The sequence below is a fragment of the Actinoplanes sp. NPDC048988 genome, assembly GCF_043197815.1.
GTDB lineage: Bacteria > Actinomycetota > Actinomycetes > Mycobacteriales > Micromonosporaceae > Actinoplanes.
This window is the reverse complement of the sequence record NZ_JBICTW010000007.1, coordinates 61605-79439: the sequence shown is the minus strand read 5'-3', so window position 1 is coordinate 79439 and position 17835 is coordinate 61605. Positions and strand designations below refer to the sequence as shown.

The 17835-nt window shown below is 72.3% G+C and carries 8 protein-coding genes; 3 read left to right on the top strand and 5 right to left on the bottom strand.

Annotation, left to right across the window (positions count from 1 at the left end; genetic code table 11):
* Nucleotides 1-218: 218 nt before the first annotated feature.
* A complete protein-coding gene (locus tag ACGFJ7_RS23215; protein WP_392643714.1) occupies nucleotides 219-5207 on the bottom strand; it encodes a diguanylate cyclase in 4989 nt (1662 codons plus the stop codon).
* 85 nt (nucleotides 5208-5292) lie between these two features.
* Between ACGFJ7_RS23215 and ACGFJ7_RS23210 the strand changes: the two genes are divergently transcribed.
* Nucleotides 5293-6897 (top strand): methyl-accepting chemotaxis protein, encoded by a 1605-nt coding sequence (locus ACGFJ7_RS23210; RefSeq protein WP_360255938.1) that lies wholly within the window; start codon nucleotides 5293-5295, stop codon nucleotides 6895-6897.
* On the opposite strand, the gene rph is transcribed toward ACGFJ7_RS23210, so the two are convergent.
* Nucleotides 6887-9322, bottom strand: coding sequence for a rifamycin-inactivating phosphotransferase (gene rph, locus ACGFJ7_RS23205; RefSeq protein ID WP_392643712.1), 2436 nt, complete (start codon nucleotides 9320-9322; stop codon nucleotides 6887-6889). The two genes, ACGFJ7_RS23210 and rph, sit on opposite strands and share 11 nt — an antisense overlap.
* A 691-nt stretch (nucleotides 9323-10013) precedes the next feature.
* Between rph and ACGFJ7_RS23200 the strand changes: the two genes are divergently transcribed.
* The gene (locus ACGFJ7_RS23200) at nucleotides 10014-11414 is read left to right on the top strand and encodes a glutamate-cysteine ligase family protein (RefSeq protein ID WP_392643710.1); all 1401 of its coding nucleotides are present in this window, start codon (nucleotides 10014-10016) and stop codon (nucleotides 11412-11414) included.
* Here ACGFJ7_RS23200 and ACGFJ7_RS23195 read toward each other — a convergent pair.
* The 3 genes from ACGFJ7_RS23195 to ACGFJ7_RS23185 form a co-directional block, all read right to left on the bottom strand.
* Nucleotides 11391-13754 (bottom strand): excinuclease ABC subunit UvrA, encoded by a 2364-nt coding sequence (locus ACGFJ7_RS23195; protein WP_360255946.1) that lies wholly within the window; start codon nucleotides 13752-13754, stop codon nucleotides 11391-11393. The two genes, ACGFJ7_RS23200 and ACGFJ7_RS23195, sit on opposite strands and share 24 nt — an antisense overlap.
* 66 nt (nucleotides 13755-13820) lie before the next feature.
* Complete coding sequence (locus tag ACGFJ7_RS23190) at nucleotides 13821-14258, bottom strand: CBS domain-containing protein (protein ID WP_360255948.1); 438 nt, start codon at nucleotides 14256-14258, stop codon at nucleotides 13821-13823.
* A gap of 82 nt (nucleotides 14259-14340) precedes the next feature.
* On the bottom strand, nucleotides 14341-14889 hold the full coding sequence (locus ACGFJ7_RS23185) for a TetR/AcrR family transcriptional regulator (RefSeq protein ID WP_360255950.1): 549 nt from the start codon (nucleotides 14887-14889) through the stop codon (nucleotides 14341-14343).
* Between the two features lie 123 nt (nucleotides 14890-15012).
* On the opposite strand from ACGFJ7_RS23185, the gene ACGFJ7_RS23180 reads away from it, so the two are divergent.
* A complete protein-coding gene (locus tag ACGFJ7_RS23180; RefSeq protein WP_392643707.1) occupies nucleotides 15013-17196 on the top strand; it encodes a glycoside hydrolase family 3 C-terminal domain-containing protein in 2184 nt (727 codons plus the stop codon).
* Nucleotides 17197-17835 lie beyond the last annotated feature (639 nt).

Here is a 17835-nt window from a genome sequence, read left to right as displayed (position 1 = left end):
CAGACGCCGTCGGGGCGTTCGCACGCATCCGCCGGCACACCCAGGACGCGCAGCGGAAGCGCGAAGACCTCGTTGAGCCGCCGCCGGATCGGCGGAGAACATCACCGGCGGCTGCCGCCCGGCGAGAGCTTTCCCGTACGGCGGCGGGCCGCTCCCGCGAGGCCCGCCGTCGCCGCGCGGAGTCGCCGTTCCGTCGCTCGTTGGGCGGCGTCACTCGTTCAGGAAACCACGACCCGGTTGCGGCCGGTGTCCTTGGCCCGGTAGAGGGCATGGTCGGCCCGGGCCAGAAGCTGGTCGAGCGATTCACCGGCGGCGAGCTGGGTGAGTCCGACGCTGATGGTGACGGGCAGCGCACCGGCGGAGGTCGGCACCGGTGTGTCGGCCACGGCGCGGCGCATGCGCTCGGCCAGCCCGGGCGCGTCGGCGTGGTCGGGCAGCACGACGGCGAACTCCTCACCGCCGTACCGGCCGAGGACATCGGAGACACGGATGCTCTCGCGGACCCGCGCCGCCACGGTACGGATCACCTCGTCGCCGACCCCATGCCCGTACGTGTCGTTGACGTTCTTGAACTTGTCGATGTCAATCATCGCGGCGGCCAGCGGACGATCCCCGCGAGAGGCGACATCGACGAGGGCGCCGGCCAGCGCGTAGAAGTGCCGCCGGTTGTGCTGCCCGGTCAGCTCATCGGTGGTGGCCAGCTCCTGCACGCGGCTGAAGAGCCAGGCATTGTCGTACGCGGTCATCCCCTGCGTCGCCAGCGCCGACACCAGCTGAACCGCCGACTCGTCGAACGAGGCCCCACCAAGCAGAACCACGGCGGCCCGCCCCGTACGGCATTCGAGCGGCACCGCCAGCTCCCCGCTGGCCAGAACCGAAATTCCGGAAATGTCCGAAGAGGGCGAGGCCGCGGTGGGCGGGGCGGCGCTGGGCGGGGGCCAGTCGGCGGTACCGGCTATGTCGATGAGCTCGCCGGCTACGTACAGGCGGGAAGACGTGGCGCCGGTCTGGGTGTGCAAGGTGGTGAACAGGCGGCGGAGCAGCTGGGACGGGTCGTGCAGGCCGCTCAGTTCGGCCAGGGACGCCCGCAACGTCTCGGCGAACGCCTGCTGGCGGCGGGCCGTCTGGACGGCCAGGTGCAGTTGGGCCGAGCGGGCCGTCTCCAGCGACACCGCCAGGTGGCTGCTCACCGCGGTCAGCACCTCGATGTCGTCGGCGGTGAACACTCCGCGGGCCATCCGGCTGTCCATGTAGATCACGCCGAGCGTTGTTCCCTTGAAGCGGACCGGCACCACCAGCACGCTGCGCAGTCCATGCTGGACCGCGCTGCGTGAGCCCAGCGCCGCGCCCTCCTCGGTGCCGGTCAGCACGATCGCCTCGCCGTCGGCCGCGACCCGGTGGACCAGCGAACGGGCGTACGGCGAGGAGACCTCCCCGGCGTACGGCACCGGTTCCCCCCGCTCGTCGAGCAGGAAGAACAGCGCCCGTTCGGCGCCGAGGATGCGCAGCAGCTCGTCGAGGGTGACGCGGGCCAGTTGGACCGGGTCGAGGATGTTCGCCGCGGCCGCCGCGACCTGCTGGAGCACCTCGAGGCGGCGGCCGCCGGCGCGATGGTCGACCACCGTCACCCGGGCCGTTCCTCCCCGCTCCACGCCGAACTCGGCGCGGGCCTGGCGGCGGCGCTGCTCCCAGCCGTACTGGGTGGCCAGGCTGAGCGCGAGCCGCGCCTGCCGTTCGGCCTCGTTCGCCTGGCCCAGGGCGCGGAGGGCGCGCGCCCGGAAGCGGGCGACCTCGAAGTGCACGAGCGGGGCGTCGGCCGTACGGGCGACTCTCTCCGCTTTGTCGCTCCACTCGATGGACCGGGTGTGCTCGCCCTGGAAGAACGCGAGGGCCGACTCGCCGATCAGGTAGCCGGACTCGAGGATGGGCGAGAACTTGCGGACCCGGCGCAGGTCGGCGACCGCGGCCCGGGCCGCCTCGAGGCGCGCCGGCCCGGGGTCGAGGCGCAGCTGGGCCATCCGGCCGTGCGACTGGAAGGCGTAGATCAGTTTGTGCTGGGTCATCAGGTCGCGGTCGCGCAGGCCGAGCGACTTGAACTCGTCGATGACGGCGTCGAAGCCGGGGCCGAACTCGCCCTCCTCGACCGCCGCGCAGGCGGCCGCGACCAGGATGTTGGCCCGCTGTACCGGCGCGTACTCCGAAACCGACCGCAGATCCGCCAACGCCGTCGCCGCCTCTCCGGGCCTTCCCTCCATCGCCGGGACCATCACGCCGAGCATGCTGAACGACGTGCCGCGGGCGGTCGCCGGGTCGGCCAGCACCGCCAGCCCGCGCTCGTACTCGGCGCGCGCCTCCCGCACGTACCCGCGCAGCAGCAGCCGCAGCCCGAGCGTGGCGTGCCCGGGCAGCAGCTGGGCCGGGCCGTACCACCGCCGGTTGGCCGCGATCGTCGCCATCCACGCGCTGCCGTCGTCGCGGGCGCCGAAGAGCAGCCCGCATCCGCGCAGCCATTCCACGTAGGCCATCAGCGCCGGGTCGTTGAGCGAGGCCGCCATCCGGGCCGCCCGCTCCAGGCAGCGCGCGGCCGGGCCGGACAGCCGCAGCACGTACGCGACGTAGCCCAGCAGCGCGTAGACACGGACGTATTCCGCGCCGACGCCGAGCCGGTTGACCGCGTACAGGGCCCGCATCCCCAGCATTCCGGCCTCGCGCAGCCGGAGTCCGACCGCCGCCGCGAAGCCGCCCGCGTCGAGGGTGGCGGCCAGCAGGGCGAGTTCGTCCCGCCGTCGTCCTTCGGCGGTGCCGAATCCCCATCGGGTACGGCGGACGAGCCCGCCCGCGAACGCGACGCCGAGCGCCCGCGCCACGCGCGGCATCGGCCGGCCCAGTTCGGCCAGGGCCCGCCCGGCGGCGTCGAGGGCCTTGTCGTCGTTCCAGACCGTGTGGTGCAGCTCGACCTCGGTGATGAGCAGCCGGACCCGGGCGTTCCGGTCCTTCTCCACCGCGAGGGCGCGGTCGATGGTGGCGCCCGCGTCGGCGAACCGGCCCGCCCGCAGATAGGCCACGGCCAGGGGGTGCAGCACCGCCGGGGTGCCGTCGGCCGCGTACTCCAGATAGCCGATCGCGTCGCCCGCCGCGTGGTCGTCGAGCGCGCGCAGCCCGGCGGCCAGCGCGCAGGCCCGGCGCTTCTCGACCGGCACCAGGTCGCCGGCGCCCCGGCGGTGCCGCGCCAGCGCGTACACGTAATCGCTGTCCCGCAGGGACTCCGGCAGCTCCTCCAGCTTCTCGGCCAGGGCCGCGTGCAGCTCTTCCCGGGGCCGGTCGCCCAGCACATCGTCGCCCAGCAGCTCGTCACGCAGCAGCGGATGCATGAAGCTGTACCAGCCGCCGGTCTCCACCTGCAGGATGCGCCGTTCGACCGCGCCCGCGACCGCCGCCACCACCCGGTCGGCGTCGCCCGGCATCGCCTCGGTGCGGAAGCGGGGCCCGGCCAGCGCCGCCGCCACCAGTACCTCGCGGTCCGGTTCGGGCAGGCCGTCGAGCCGGGCCGCGAGCAGCGCGCGCACGTCGTCGGCGGCCGGCAGCGCCGCCGCGCCGGCCTCGTCCAGGCGCCAGGCGCCCCACAGCGGGCTGAGCAGGCCGGCGTCGATCAATTGCCAGAGGTACGCGACGACGGCCATCGGCGAGCCGCCCGTCCGGTCGGCCACGTGCCGGGTCAGTTCGGCCGTGACCGCCGCGCCGGGCAGGCGGGACGCGACCAGCTCGTCAACCGCCGCCGGCCCCAGCGGCGAGCAGGTCAGCACCAGATCGGCCTCGGTGAACCGGCGGTCGACCTCGGTGAGCACGACCAGCAGCGGCAGCGCCGCCAGTTCGGGGGTGAGCCGGGCCAGCACCTCACGGGAGCCCGGGTCGAGCCACTGGGCGTCGTCGAGCACGACCATCAGCCCGCCGCAGCGGCGCGACAGGTCGGCCAGGAACGCGACCACGGCCGCGATGCCGGCCTCCTCGCCGCCGGCGCCGCCGCCGATCAGCTCGGCCAGGCGCGGCGAGAGCCGGGACAGCAGGGCCGCCCCGGAAGCGGCCGCGGCCGCCCGGACGTGCTCCTCGGCCGTGGCCCGGTCCGGCGCGGGCAGCCGCCGAAGCGCCTGGAGATAGCCGTCGACGGCCGCGCGCAGGGCGGACAGCGGCGTCGCCGCGTCCCGCTGCCCGGCCGCCCGCAGCACCGGGAAGCCGGCCGCGGCGACGGCCGCCTCGTCGGCCAGGCGGCTTCGGCCCGAGCCGGCGGCGCCGCGGATCAGCGCCACGCCGCCGCGCCCGTCCCGCGCCCGCTGCCAGCGGGTGACCAGGGCCTGCCGCTCGGCCTCGCGGCCGCAGAGCGGCCAGCGGCCGGCCGCGGGTTTGCCGGCCGCCTCCCCGCCGGGGCAGGCCCGCAGGTCGGCCAGGAGCGCCGCCGCGTCCGGGTAACGGTCGTCGGGGTCCTTGGCCAGCAGCCGGGACACCACGGCCGCGAGCACGGCGGGGACGCCGTCGGTGGCGGCCAGGTCGGGTACCGGGGCGACCAGGTGCAGGCGCAGCAGGTCACCGACGTCGGCCGCCTCGAACGGCAGGCGGCCGGTGAGGCACTCGAAGAGCACGACGCCGAGCGAGTAGAGGTCGGAGCGGCCGTCCACCGGGCGCTTGAGCATCCCGGACTGCTCCGGCGCGGCGTAGAGGAAGGTGCCGACCGCGCGGTCGCCCGGGTCGTCCTCCGGGCCGAGCTGGGCCAGGCCGAAATCGATCAGACGGGCCGGGCGGCCGGGGGCCATGATGATGTTGCCGGGTTTGACGTCGCGGTGCACCAGTCCGACCCGGTGGGCGGCGGCCAGGCCGCGGGCGAGCTCGGCCGCGATGCCGACCGCGCGGGCGGCCGGCAGCGCCCCGGTGGCGATCACGTCGGCCAGCGGACGGCCCGGGAGGTACTCGAGCACCAGGGCCGGGTCGCCGTCGAGCAGTCCGACGGCGTGCACCCGGGTCACCGAGGGGTCGTCGACGCAGCCCAGCAGCGCCGCCTCGCGCCGGAAGCCGGCGAGCATGTCGGGCGCCGTCCGGGCCGGGCGTTTCACGGCGTACTCCCGGCCGTCGCGCACCGCCCGGTGGACCGTGGTGAAAGCGCCCCGGCCGAGCTCGTCGCGGACCTCGAGGCCGGTGAGCTCGACGGCGCTGGTCATCACCAAGTACCCATCGGCCCTACTCGGCGCGACTTGACGAAAACGGCGCGCTCAGGCGATTGCGTTTCCTGCCGAAGGGACGATCGTGACATTCGTTCGCCGGTTGCGGTTGCGCAGCAGGCTCGCCGCGGGTTTCACCGTGGTGCTGCTGCTGCTCGGGGTGGTCGTCGGTATCGGTGTGGTCGCGCTGCACCGCCAGTCCGAATCGGCCGACAAGATGCGTGAGCTGCAGGGCCTCGTGCACAAGGTCGACGAGCAGAAGTTCTACAACGGCGACATCTCCGGGTGGCAGATCGCGTACGCGTGGGACGTCTACCGGCTCGGCTACGCCACGGCGGTCAAGCCGACGTCCGACAACCGGGCGGGCTTCCTGGCCGACAAGGAGAAGATCGAGACGGCGCTGGACCAGATGCCGACCGGCCTGATGTCCAGCGGCGAGAAGGCGATCTACGACCAGATCACCGACCAGTGGACCGCCTACTGGGCGGCCGACGACAAGATCGTGGCCGCGTTCGCCAAGAACGACGTGGCCGGCGGCAACGCCATCATCCTGGGCGCCGGCTACGACATCTACTTCAAGATCGTCCAGCTCACCGACAGCCTGGTCGCGGCGGTGACCGCGCGGGCCGAGACGACGGCCACCGACGCGCAGAACTCGGCGGCCGACGCCCGTACCGTGATGATCATCGGCTTTGTCCTGGCCGCGATCGCCGCGGTGCTGCTGGTCCTGATGGTCACCCGCAGCGTGACCGGCCCGCTGGGCCGCGTCGTGGAGGCGCTGCACGCGCTGGCCAAGGGCGATCTCTCGGTACGGGTGGCCGACCCGGCCGGCGACGAGGCGGGCGACATGGCCCGCGCGGCCGACGCCGCCGCCGAGGGGCTGCGCGACACCGTCACCAGCATCAGCGGCGACGCCCGGGAACTGGCGGCCGCGGCCGACACCCTGTACCGGGTCAGCAACCAGATCGACAGCTCGGTACGCACCGCCTACGAGCAGGCCGACGTGGTCGCCGGCACGGCCGGCGGGGTCAGCGGCAACGTGCAGACGGTGGCCGCGGGCGCCGAGCAGATGGGCGCCTCCATCTCGGAGATCTCCCGCAACGCGGCCGACGCGGCCGGGGTGGCCTCCTCGGCGGTGAGCGCGGCCCGCGACACCAGCGCCACCATCAACCGCCTGGGCGACTCGTCGGCCGAGATCGGCAGCGTCATCGGCACCATCCAGGCCATCGCCGCCCAGACCAACCTGCTCGCCCTGAACGCGACCATCGAGGCGGCCCGGGCCGGCGAGCTCGGCAAGGGCTTCGCCGTGGTCGCCTCGGAGGTCAAGGACCTGGCCCAGGAGACCGCCCGGGCCACCGAGGAGATCTCCCAGCGGATCACCGCGATCCAGGCCGACACCGGCGAGGCGGTGGCCGCCATCGACGGCATCAGCCAGATCATCCAGCAGATCAGCGACTACCAGACCACGATCGCCTCGGCGGTGGAGGAGCAGAGCGCCACCACGGCCGAGATGAACCGCGGGGTCAGCGAGGCCGCCGACGGGGCCAACGACATCGCCCGCGGCATCTCCGGCGTCGCCCAGAGCACGGCCACCTCCCGCGACGCGGTGGCCGAGGCGACCTCGGCCGCCGGCGCGGTGAACACCCTGGCCGAGCGGCTCCGGTCGGCGGTCGACCGCTTCACGGTGTGACGATCTCGACGTAGCCGTCGGTGCCGTGCACCCGGATTCGCTGACCGTCTTCGATCAGCCGGGTAGCGTTCTCGACGCCGACCACGGCGGGCAGGCCGTACTCCCGGGCGATCACCGCGCCGTGTGTCATCTGCCCGCCGACCTCGGTCACCAGCCCGGCGATCTGCACGAAGGCGGGCGTCCAGCTGGGATCGGTGTACGCGGTGACCAGGATGTCGCCCGGCTCGAAGTCGGCGCCGGCCATGTCGGCCACCACCCGGGCCCGGCCCTCGACCGTGCCGGCCGAGACCGGTAGCCCGGCCAGCGCACCCGGCGGCAGGCCCTCCGTCCGGTAGGAGCCGGTGACGGCCTCGCCCTCCGAGGTGAGCACGCGCGGCGCCACGAGCGACCGGTAGGAGGCGAACGCCGCCCGGCGCTGCCCGATGAGGTCGTGATCGGCCCGCTGCGTCCGTACGACCTCGGAAAGCTCCTCGAGACTCAGGTAGTAGATGTCGTCCGAGCGCGTGATCACACCGGCCGCGACCAGGCGCGCGGCCTCGGCGAGCAGCGCCTTCTTGTAGACGAAGTAGCGGCTGACCAGGTGATATTTCGGGTATTCGCGATAGCCGGCGAAGGTGCGGAGCTGGTCGATCATCCGCTTGGTCTCCGCGGCCTCGGCCTCGGGCAGGCCGCTCAGCACCTCCCGCTCCTTCTCACGAGCCTTGCGCCGGCCCTCCTCGACGCGCCGTGCGTGCTCGCCGGGCGCGGCGTTGCGGACGTTGCTCAGGATCATCGGCACGATCGCGCCCGGGTCCTCACTCCAGCGCGGCCGGGTGATGTCGATCTCCCCCACACACCGCATGCCGTACGCGTCGAGATAGCCCCGGATCGCCTCGCGGGCCGCCTCGGGCAGCCGGTCGAGGTCGTCCGGCGATTCCTCCAGCAACGCCACCGCCCGCGGGTCGGCGCGGACGACGTCGGCCACGTCCAGCAGCGCCAAGCCCATCTCCGAGGTGACGTTGTTCGGCGCGGCCAGCGTCAGCGTGTCGGCCACACCCTTCTCGAAACGCTCGTCGAGCCACCAGGTGGCCCGCATGCCCGCCATGATCGCTGGCATGTTCCGCGGGTCGAACAGGATCTGCCGGATCCCCTTCACGTCGGCGATGACGAAATCGAGAAGCTCCGCCCCGGTCCGGCCCCGGATGGCGTCCTTCAAGGTGGCCAGCGACGCCTCCCGCTGCGCGATCAGCTCGGCCACGATGGCCGGGTCGGCGTCGATCGGCTCCGGCGCGGTGGTGATGACGTGCGGGCTGTCGTCCGGCGCCACGGTGACGAAGTCCCGCTCGGCGACGGCCCGCAGCGCCCCGCCCGTCAACGGGTCGGAGCGCTCGAAGGCGGCGACGAAAGCGGGGCCCAGCCGCGCGGTGGCGTCGACGAACAGCCGGCCGCCGGCGTCGACCATGTTCCCCGGCGAGGTCAGCTTCCACACCGAGAGCCCGAGCGGCCGCATCGCCTCGGTCATCATCTGCTGGTGCCCCACCGAGACGTACACCCGGTTCTCGTCGTCGGGAGCGACCGGAACCGGGAAGAGCGTGGTGATCGGCCGGCTCTGCACGATCGCGAACCCGTCGTCGTCGAGGCACCACTCGATGTCCTGCGGCCGCCCGAAGTGCGCCTCGATCCGCCGCCCCAGCTCGGCCAGCCGCACGATCTCGGCGTCACTCAGAGCAGGCAGCTTCCGCCGTTCCGGCGAGATCTCCTCCTCGACGGTCCCGCCCCCGGTCCGCGGCCGGATCGCGAGCCGCTTGGCCCCGATGGTCTTGCTGAGGACGACCCCGTCACGCACCTTGTAGACGTCCGCGTGCACGAGTCCCGAGACAAGCGCCTCCCCCAGCCCGAACCCGGCGTCGATGGACACGACCCGCCGGTTCCCGTTGACCGGATCGGCGGTGAACATGATCCCCGCCGCCCGGGGAACGACCATCCGCTGCACCACGACGGCCATCCGCACGTCACGATCGGCCCCCGCCCGAAGCCGATAGGCGACGGCCCGCTCGGTGAACAGCGACCCCCAGCATCGCCTCACCCGATCCAGAATCCCGTCCAGACCCACAACATTGAGGTACGTGTCGTGCTGCCCCGCGAAGGAAGCAGCGGCCGAGTCCTCGGAGGTGGCACTGGACCGCACCGCGTACGCCCGCCCGGCCTCGACCCGCCCGGCGATCGCCGCGACCAGCTCGTCCGGCATCGCCGCCGTCTGCACCGCCCGCCTCAGTTCGTCCCCCGCGTCCAGCCGCTCCCGGACGACGGACTCGAAGGCCGCTGTGGTCACACAGAAACCCTCGGGAACCCGTACGCCGTCGACGCGCAGCAGCTCCCCGAGATGCGCCCCCTTGCCGCCTACGTCGCCGACCCGCCCCCGGTCGACGTCCGCCAGATCCACCACAAAGCCACCCACCGCAACCCGCCCTTTCACCGGCACGGCACGCATTCTGCGCGTTCCACCGGGCCTTGCGGCAAGCCCCCACATCCGCTATAGCTTAGAAGTGGGCGGGGTTCGCCTCTCCCTTTTTCATGCCTCGGCTTCGACGCCCTGGCCCCTTTGACGGCACACGTCACCCGGCCTTTCCGCGGCCCACCCTGCCCTTCTGCCGCCCGCCGCACCCGTTCCTTCCGGCCGTTCCCGGACCCTCCGGACCCTCCTGTGGCCCCTCCCGCCCCGACCTTCTCCTGGCCCCCCGACCTTCTTGTGGCCCCTTGACCTTCCCGTGGCCCTCCCGCGCGACCTTCCCGTGGCCCTCCCGCCCGACCTTCCTGCGGCCCTCCCGTGGCCCTCCGGCGCGGCCTTCCCGTGGCCCACGCCGCCCGGCCTTCCCAGCCCGACCCTGTCCGGCCCATTCCGGCTGCTCCCGAACCTTCCCGACTTCCCGCGCTTCGCGCAGCCCGCCGCTTCCCGCCGCTCCCGACCCTCCTCTTTCTTTTCAGCCCTTCCCCGATCCGCGCGCTGCACGTCCTTTTGCGACCGCGCTTCGCTTATGCCCAGGCGCGCCTCGACCCCCGAATGTGTCCCATCTCCCAATACCTATCGCGCAGATAGGAATGCTATGCTCGCTCGGTCCCCGACGGAGTGAGGCCACGTGACGACCCTGACCGAGCGGGCGGCCGAGCTGCTCCTCGCCTCCCACGCTTTCGACCCGGCGACGCCCGGGTTCGTGGGCGCGTCACTCGAGTTGCCCGTCGCGGCGGCGCCGTCTCACCGGGTGCCGCTACGGCACGGCTTCCTCGACGCCCGCTCGGCGCGGGTCGCCGTGGTCAGCGGACCACCGTCGCCGGGCCTGGCCGCCTGCCTGGCGCGGATGTCCGACGACCTGGCCGCGGCCTCCGCCGCCGGCTTCGCCCGGCCCACCCCCGCAACCCCGATCGCACGTCAGACCCCCGGCGGATCCACCCGGCCGCGTGCCGACGACCTGCGCCCCCTCGACGACCGATCCCGGCCGCACCGAGGGCACGCCGACGAATCCCACCACCCCGACGGCCAATCCCGGCCGCACCCGCCCGCCCGAACGCGCACCGACGAATCCCACCACGCCGACGGCCAATTCCGGCCGCACCGGGCCGCCCGAGCGCGCGCCGGCGAATCCCGGGGCTACGCGGATGGGTCCGGCGAACGCGCTGAGAAAACCCGAGCGCACGCCGGCCCGGCTCAGACGCCACCACGCGCCGGAGACCCCGTCCAGCCTGACCGGCGGATCAGCGAGCACCCCGCCTACAGCGGCGAGCCGCGGCCGCCCGGCAAGAGCCGGTTGCGGCCGGACGAGGCGCCGGCCGGGGCCGGTGGGGTGCGGGTCGCGCTGGAGGCCGGGCTGGACGCGGGTGGGCCGCTCGGGCTGGAGCGGCGCTGGGCGCTTGCCCACACGCTGGCTCCCGTGTTGGCCGCCGCCTTCGCCAACTCTCCTCTGCTCGGCGGGGAGCCCAGCGGGTGGCGCAGCGTTCGGCAGGCCCGGAACCGGGATCTTCCCGTCCTGCCGACCGAGGCCGACGCCCGGCGGGGGTGGGCCGGCTTTGTTCTGGACGCGCCGGGGCGGGACGGCCGGACGTTCCGGGAGCGGGCGCGGTCCGGCGAGCGGCCCCGCCTGGCCGATCTGGTCGAGCATGTCGACTCGTTGCGGCCGCCCGTCGCCGCGCGGGGGCACCTCGAGATCGACGTCTTCGACCGGCAGCCCGGTGCGGGCTGGCGGGTGGTCGTCGCCGTGACCAGTGTGCTTCTCGACGACCCGCGGGCGGCCGCGGCCGCCGAGATGGCCACCGCCACCCTGGCCGTCGAGCCGGGGCTGTGGGAGCGCGCCGCGCGCGACGCGCTCACCGATCCCGTTCTGGCCGCCGCCGCTCGGGCGTGCTTCGTCGAGGCGTACGGCGCCCTGGCCCGTCATGGTGTTGACCGTGACCTTCGCGACGCCGTCGCGGAGTTCACCGAACGCTACGTGATGCGCGGCCGCTGCCCGGCCGACGACGTGCTAGGCGCCCACGTAATCGGCTAGGTGCCGGCCGGTCAGCGTCGAGCGCGCCTTCACCAGCTCGGCGGGGGTGCCCTCGAAGACGATCCGGCCGCCGTCGTGACCGGCGCCGGGACCCAGGTCGATGATCCAGTCGGCGTGGGCCATGACGGCCTGGTGGTGCTCGACCACGATCACCGACTTGCCGCTGTCGACCAGGCGGTCGAGCAGGCCCAGCAGCTGTTCGACGTCGGCCAGGTGCAGGCCCGTGGTCGGCTCGTCGAGGATGTAGACGTCGCCCTTCTCCCCCATGTGGGTGGCGAGTTTCAGCCGCTGCCGCTCGCCGCCCGACAGGGTCGTGAGCGGCTGGCCGACGCTGAGATAGCCGAGGCCGACGTCCACGAGCCGTTCCAGGATCTTGTGGGCGGCCGGGATCCGCGCCTCGCCCTCGGCGAAGAACCGCTCGGCCTCGCCGACCGACATGGTCAGCACCTCGCTGATGTCGCGGCCGCCGAGCTTGTAGTCGAGCACCGACGCCTCGAACCGCTTGCCCTCGCACACCTCGCACGGGGTGGCCACGGTGTCCATCACGCCGAGATCGGTGTAGATGACGCCGTTGCCCTTGCAGTTCGGGCAGGCACCCTCGGAGTTGGCGCTGAACAGGGCCGGCTTGACGCCGTTGGCTTTGGCGAAGGCCTTGCGGATCGGTTCCAGCAGACCGGTGTACGTGGCCGGGTTGCTCCGCCGGGAGCCGCGGATCGCGCCCTGGTCGATCGAGACGACACCCTCCCGCGGCGACACCGAGCCGTGGATGAGTGAGCTCTTGCCCGAGCCGGCCACCCCGGTCACGACGACCAGCACCCCGAGCGGGATGTCGACGTCCACGTCCTGAAGGTTGTGCAGACGAGCGCCGCGCACCGGCAGGGATTCCTCGGAGACGCGCACCGTTTCCTTGAGCGACGAGCGGTCGTCCAGGTGGCGGCCGGTCAGCGTGCCCGACTTGCGCAGCCCGGCCACCGTACCCTCGAAAACGATCTCGCCACCGGCCGAGCCGGCGCCGGGCCCGAGGTCGACGACGTGGTCGGCGATGGCGATCGTCTCGGGTTTGTGCTCGACCACCAGCACGGTGTTGCCCTTGTCGCGCAGCTGGATCAGCAGCTCGTTCATGCGCTGGATGTCGTGCGGATGCAGGCCGATCGTGGGCTCGTCGAAGACGTACGTGACGTCGGTGAGGCTCGAACCGAGGTGGCGGATCATCTTCGTCCGCTGGGCCTCGCCGCCGGACAGCGTGCCCGAGGGGCGCTCGAGCGACAGGTAGCCCAGGCCGATGCCGACGAACGAGTCGAGCGTGTGGCCGAGCTTGTCGAGCAGCGGGGCGACCGACGGCTCGTCGAGGCCGCGCACCCACTCGGCGAGGTCGCTGATCTGCATGGCGCAGGCGTCGGCGATGCTCACCCCCTTGATTTTCGAGGAACGGGCCGCCTCGCTGAGCCGCGTGCCGCCGCACTCGGGACAGGTGGTGAATGTGACCGCCCGCTCGACGAAGGCGCGGATGTGCGGCTGGAGGGCGTCGACATCCTTGGACAGGAACGATTTCTGAATCGAGGGGATCAGACCGGCGTACGTCAGATTGATGCCCTCGATCTTGACCTTTGTCGGCTCTTTGTGGAGGAGGTCGGCCAGTTCCTTCTTGGTGTATTTCTTGATCGGCTTGTCGGGGTCGAAATAGCCGACGCCGCGGAAGATACGGCCGTACCAGCCCTCCAAGCTGTAGCCGGGGATCGTGATGGCGCCCTCGTTGATCGACTTGTCCTCGTCGTACAGCGCGGTGAGATCGATGTCGTTGACCGCGCCGCGGCCTTCGCAGCGCGGGCACATGCCGCCGGTGACGCTGAACGTGCGCCGTTCCTTGACCGTCTGGCCACCCTTTTCGAAGGTGACCGCGCCCCCGCCGGAGATCGAGGCGACATTGAAGGAAAAGGCTTGAGGCGAGCCGACGTACGGTTTCCCGAGCCGGCTGAACAGGATGCGCAGCATGGCGTTGGCGTCGGTGGCCGTGCCGACCGTGGAGCGGGGGTCGGCGCCCAGCCGCTCCTGGTCGACGATGATCGCGGTGGTCAGGCCGTCGAGCACGTCGACGTCGGGACGCGCCTGCGACGGCATGAACCCCTGGATGAAGGAGCTGTACGTCTCGTTGATCAGCCGCCGGGACTCGGCGGCGATCGTGCCGAACACCAGCGAGCTCTTGCCGGAGCCGGAGACGCCGGTGAACACCGTGAGCCGCCGTTTGGGCAGCTCGGTGCTGACGTCCTTGAGGTTGTTGACGCGGGCTCCGGTCACCCGGATCAGGTCGTGGCTGTCGGCTTCGTGCCGCGCGGGGCTCATCGGATCTCCGTCTCCATGGGCGTCACGGTAGTGGCGGCCGGGGGCTCCGCGCTTCTTCGAATCTGATCAGGTGCGTTCACCGGTGATGTACTCGGCGAGGCTGCTGCGCTCCGTCTCGAGCTCGTCGATCCGGTGCTTCACGACGTCGCCGATGCTGACGACGCCGTGCAGCGCGCCGTCCTCGATCACCGGCACGTGCCGGAACCGCCGCTCGGTCATCAACCGCTCGACGTCCTCCAGCAGGGCCGTTCGGGTGACCGAGCGTACCTGTGTGGTGGCGATCGCCGCCACCGGCTCGCTGAGCACCGCGGCGCCGCGCGCGGCGAGCGCCCGGACCACGTCGCGCTCGCTGACGATGCCCTGGACGGCCCGCCCGTCGGGCGACACGATCGCGGCGCCGATCTTGTGTTCGGCCAGGACGGTGAGCAGCTCGGTCACGTCGGCCTCGGGAGCGACCGTCACCACACGGTCGCCTTTGACTCGGAGAATGTCGCTGATACGCATGGTCGTCTCCCCTTGATCACGTCGTCGATGTCGCTGGGGCTTACGCCTAGATGCCGTTATTCACGACGTGATGTCAAGAGCCCTATTCGCTGAACAGCCGTTCGGCGGCGTCGTCCCAGGCCTTGACGAGATCGGCTTCCGCCGGGTCGCGCAGCCATTGGATCTGCAGGCCGTCCATCATCGCGACCACCTGCCGCGCGAGCGCCTCGTCGCCGCCGGCCAGCTCGGTGAACGACGCGATCGCCCTTCTTTCCCTCGTACGGAAATAGTCGTGCGCCGGATGGTCGGGCGCGAGCGATTCGGCGTCGAGCACGGCGAAGAGCCGGACGATCTCAGGCTGGCGGGCGTTACGGCGCACGAGGGAAGCACACAGGGTCTTGAGATCCTGGCCCGTCATCTCCGTCATGTCGGATCGGTCGCGCTCCTCGAGGACGGCTATCAGCAGCCCCTCCTTCGAGCCGACGTGATGCAGCAGGCCCGGGACGGTCAGGCCGCAGCCGTCGGCCACGTCCTGCATCGACAGGCCCCAGAAGCCGTACTCGGCGATCAGCCGGCTGGTGACCTCGACGATCTGCTTGCGGCGCTCGGCGGCGGGCAGGCGCGCCCGGTCGCGCCGAAAAGGCTGACTCATGTCTCCCTCTTTCCTTTCGAAGATCATACGACTACCTTGTACCTAGTAAGTACTCAGTAAGCCGCGCCTCCGCCCGGTCCTTGCGAGACTTGACCAGGAAATCGGCCACCGAAGGGGATCCTCGTGGAACTCACCGACCAGGCCGCTCTGACGAGCGGCAGCGCCTTCTGGACCTCGGCCGAGGCCGGCGGGATCCCCCAGATCACGCTCACCGACGGGCCGCACGGCGTACGCATGCAGAGCTCCGCCGAGGACATGCTCACCGGCCGCCCGGCCACGGCCTTCCCGCCGGCGGTGACCTCCGGCTCGACCTGGGATCCGTCGCTGCTGCGCCGGATGGGCGAGGCCCTGGGCGACGAGTGCCGGGCGATGGGCGTGCAGGTGCTGCTCGGCCCCGGCATCAACATCAAGCGCACTCCCCTGGGCGGCCGCAACTTCGAGTACTTCTCCGAGGACCCGCTGATCAGCGGTGTGATGGCCACCGAGTGGGTGCTGGGCCTGCAGAGCCGCGGTGTCGGCGCGTCGCTGAAGCACTTCGCGGTGAACAGCCAGGAGACCGACCGCATGACGATCAGCGCCGACGTCGACGAGCGCACGCTGCGCGAGATCTACCTGCGCGCCTTCCAGCGGGTGGTGACGCGATCGCAGCCGTGGACGGTCATGTGCTCGTACAACCGGATCAACGGTGTGCACGCCTCGCAGAACCGCTGGCTGCTCACCGACGTGCTGCGCGGCGAGTGGGGCTTCGAGGGCCTTGTCGTCTCCGACTGGGGCGCCGTGGTCGACCGGGTGGCCGCCGTGCACGCCGGCCTCGACCTGACCATGCCCGGCCCCGACGAGGCCGGCGACGCCGCGCTGGTCGCCGCGGTCCAGGACGGCACGCTGGCGGCCGGCGACCTCCAGCTCTCGGCCGACCGGGTGGCCGCCCTGGTCGCGAAATCGAAGCTCGACACCACTGGGCCGTACGACGCCGACGCCCACCACGCCCTGGCCCGCGAGATCGCCGCGCGGGGCATAGTGCTGCTGAAGAACGACGGCGACGTGCTGCCGCTGCGCGCCGAGGGGCAGTCCATCGCGGTCCTGGGTGAGTACGCCCGCACCCCGCGCTTCCAGGGCGGCGGCAGCTCCCAGATCACCCCGACCCGCCTCGACGACGCCCTCACCGAGATCACCGCGTCGTCGTCGGCCACCGTGACGTTCGCGCCCGGCTACGGCGCCGACGAGAACCAGATCGACGAGGCCCTGCTCGACGAGGCCGTCGCCGCCGCCGCGAGCGCCGACGTGGCGCTGGTCTTCGTCGGTTCGAAGCAGGAGACCGAGGGCTCCGACCGTGACAGCCTCGACCTGCCGGCCCCGCACCGCGCGCTGGTCGAGAAGGTCGCCGCGGCCAACCCGCGCACGATCGTCATCCTGTCGAACGGCGCGGTCGTCCGCACCACCCCGTGGGACACAGCGGTTCCCGGCATCATCGAGGCGTGGCTGCTCGGCCAGGCCGGCGGCAGCGCCATCGCCGACGTGCTGTTCGGCCGGGTCAACCCGTCGGGCCGGCTCACCGAGACGATCCCGCTCAAACTGGCCGACCACCCGTCCTTCCTGGACTTCCCGGGCGAGGCCGGCCACGTCCGCTACGGCGAAGGCCTGCATGTCGGTTACCGCGGCTTCGACGCCCGCGAGCAGGAGGTGGCCTACCCCTTCGGCTTCGGCCTGTCCTACACCACTTTCGAGTACGGCATGCCGTCCGCCACCGTGACCGCCGACCGCGTCGAGATCACCGTCGACGTCACGAACACCGGCGACCGCGACGGCCGCGAGGTGGTGCAGGTCTACATGGAGGTCACCCACTCCCGGGTGCGACGCGCCCCGCGCGAGCTGAAGGCCTTCGCCAACGTCCCGATCGCCGCCGGCGCCACGGAAACGGTGACCCTGACCGTCCCCCGCGACGACCTGGCCTACTGGGACGAGCGCCTGTCCCGCTGGGTGGTAGAGGGCGGCGAATACCACTTCGCCGTCGGCGCCTCTTCCCGCGACCTGCGCGGCGCCGTCCTGGCCACCATCGACGCCGACCCCGACTCCCAGTGGCCCTTGACCGCCGACTCCACCATCGCCGAGTGGTTCGCCAACCCCAAGGGCGCCGACCTGCTCCGCAAGGCTTTCGCCAACGCCACTTCAGGCTTGGCCGCCCAGACCGCCGACCCCGCCATGCTCCAGTTGCTGGGCGGCCTCCCCCTGAACCGCCTGGGCATGTTCCCCGGCAGCCCTTTCACCCCCGAAACCGTCGAATCCCTAGCAGCCGCTGCCAACGCGTAACCCCAACCCACCGCCTCCCCAGGCCACACACCGCCCCACTCCCCCGAGCCACAACGACGTTCCACTCCCCAAACCCCACCGCCCCAAGCCCCACCGCCCCAAGCCCCACCGCCCCAAGCCCCACCGTTCCAAGCGCCGGCGCCCGAAGCCCCACCGCCCCAGGCGCCGGCGCCTCAAGCCCCACGGCCCCAAGCCCCACCGCCCCAAGCCCCACCGCCCCAAGCGCCGGCGCCTCAAGCCCCACCGCCCGAAGCCCTCCGCCTCAGCCTCACCGCCCCAAGCGCCGGCGCTTTAAGCCCTACCGCCCCAAGCCCCACCAACCACAGCGGCATGTCCGGCCCCACCGCCCGCTCCACCAAGTCACACCGCTTAGCGGCATCACACCGCTCGATCGCGCAGCATTACCTGCGCCAGCGGCTTGCCGTCACGCCCCGACCGGCGCAACAGTCGCCCCGCCCGCCACATCGAGGGCGGGGCGCCGCGGTCCAGTCGGCCCTACGCCCGGGCCGCAACGGAACAGCCGTCATCCACGCGGCATCGCTCCAGCCCTCCGCGCGCACCGCTCCCAGCCGCCATGAGCACGAGACTGAGCCGCCAAGCGCGGACCGCAACGGGCAGCGCGCACAGCAGGCGCAGCGG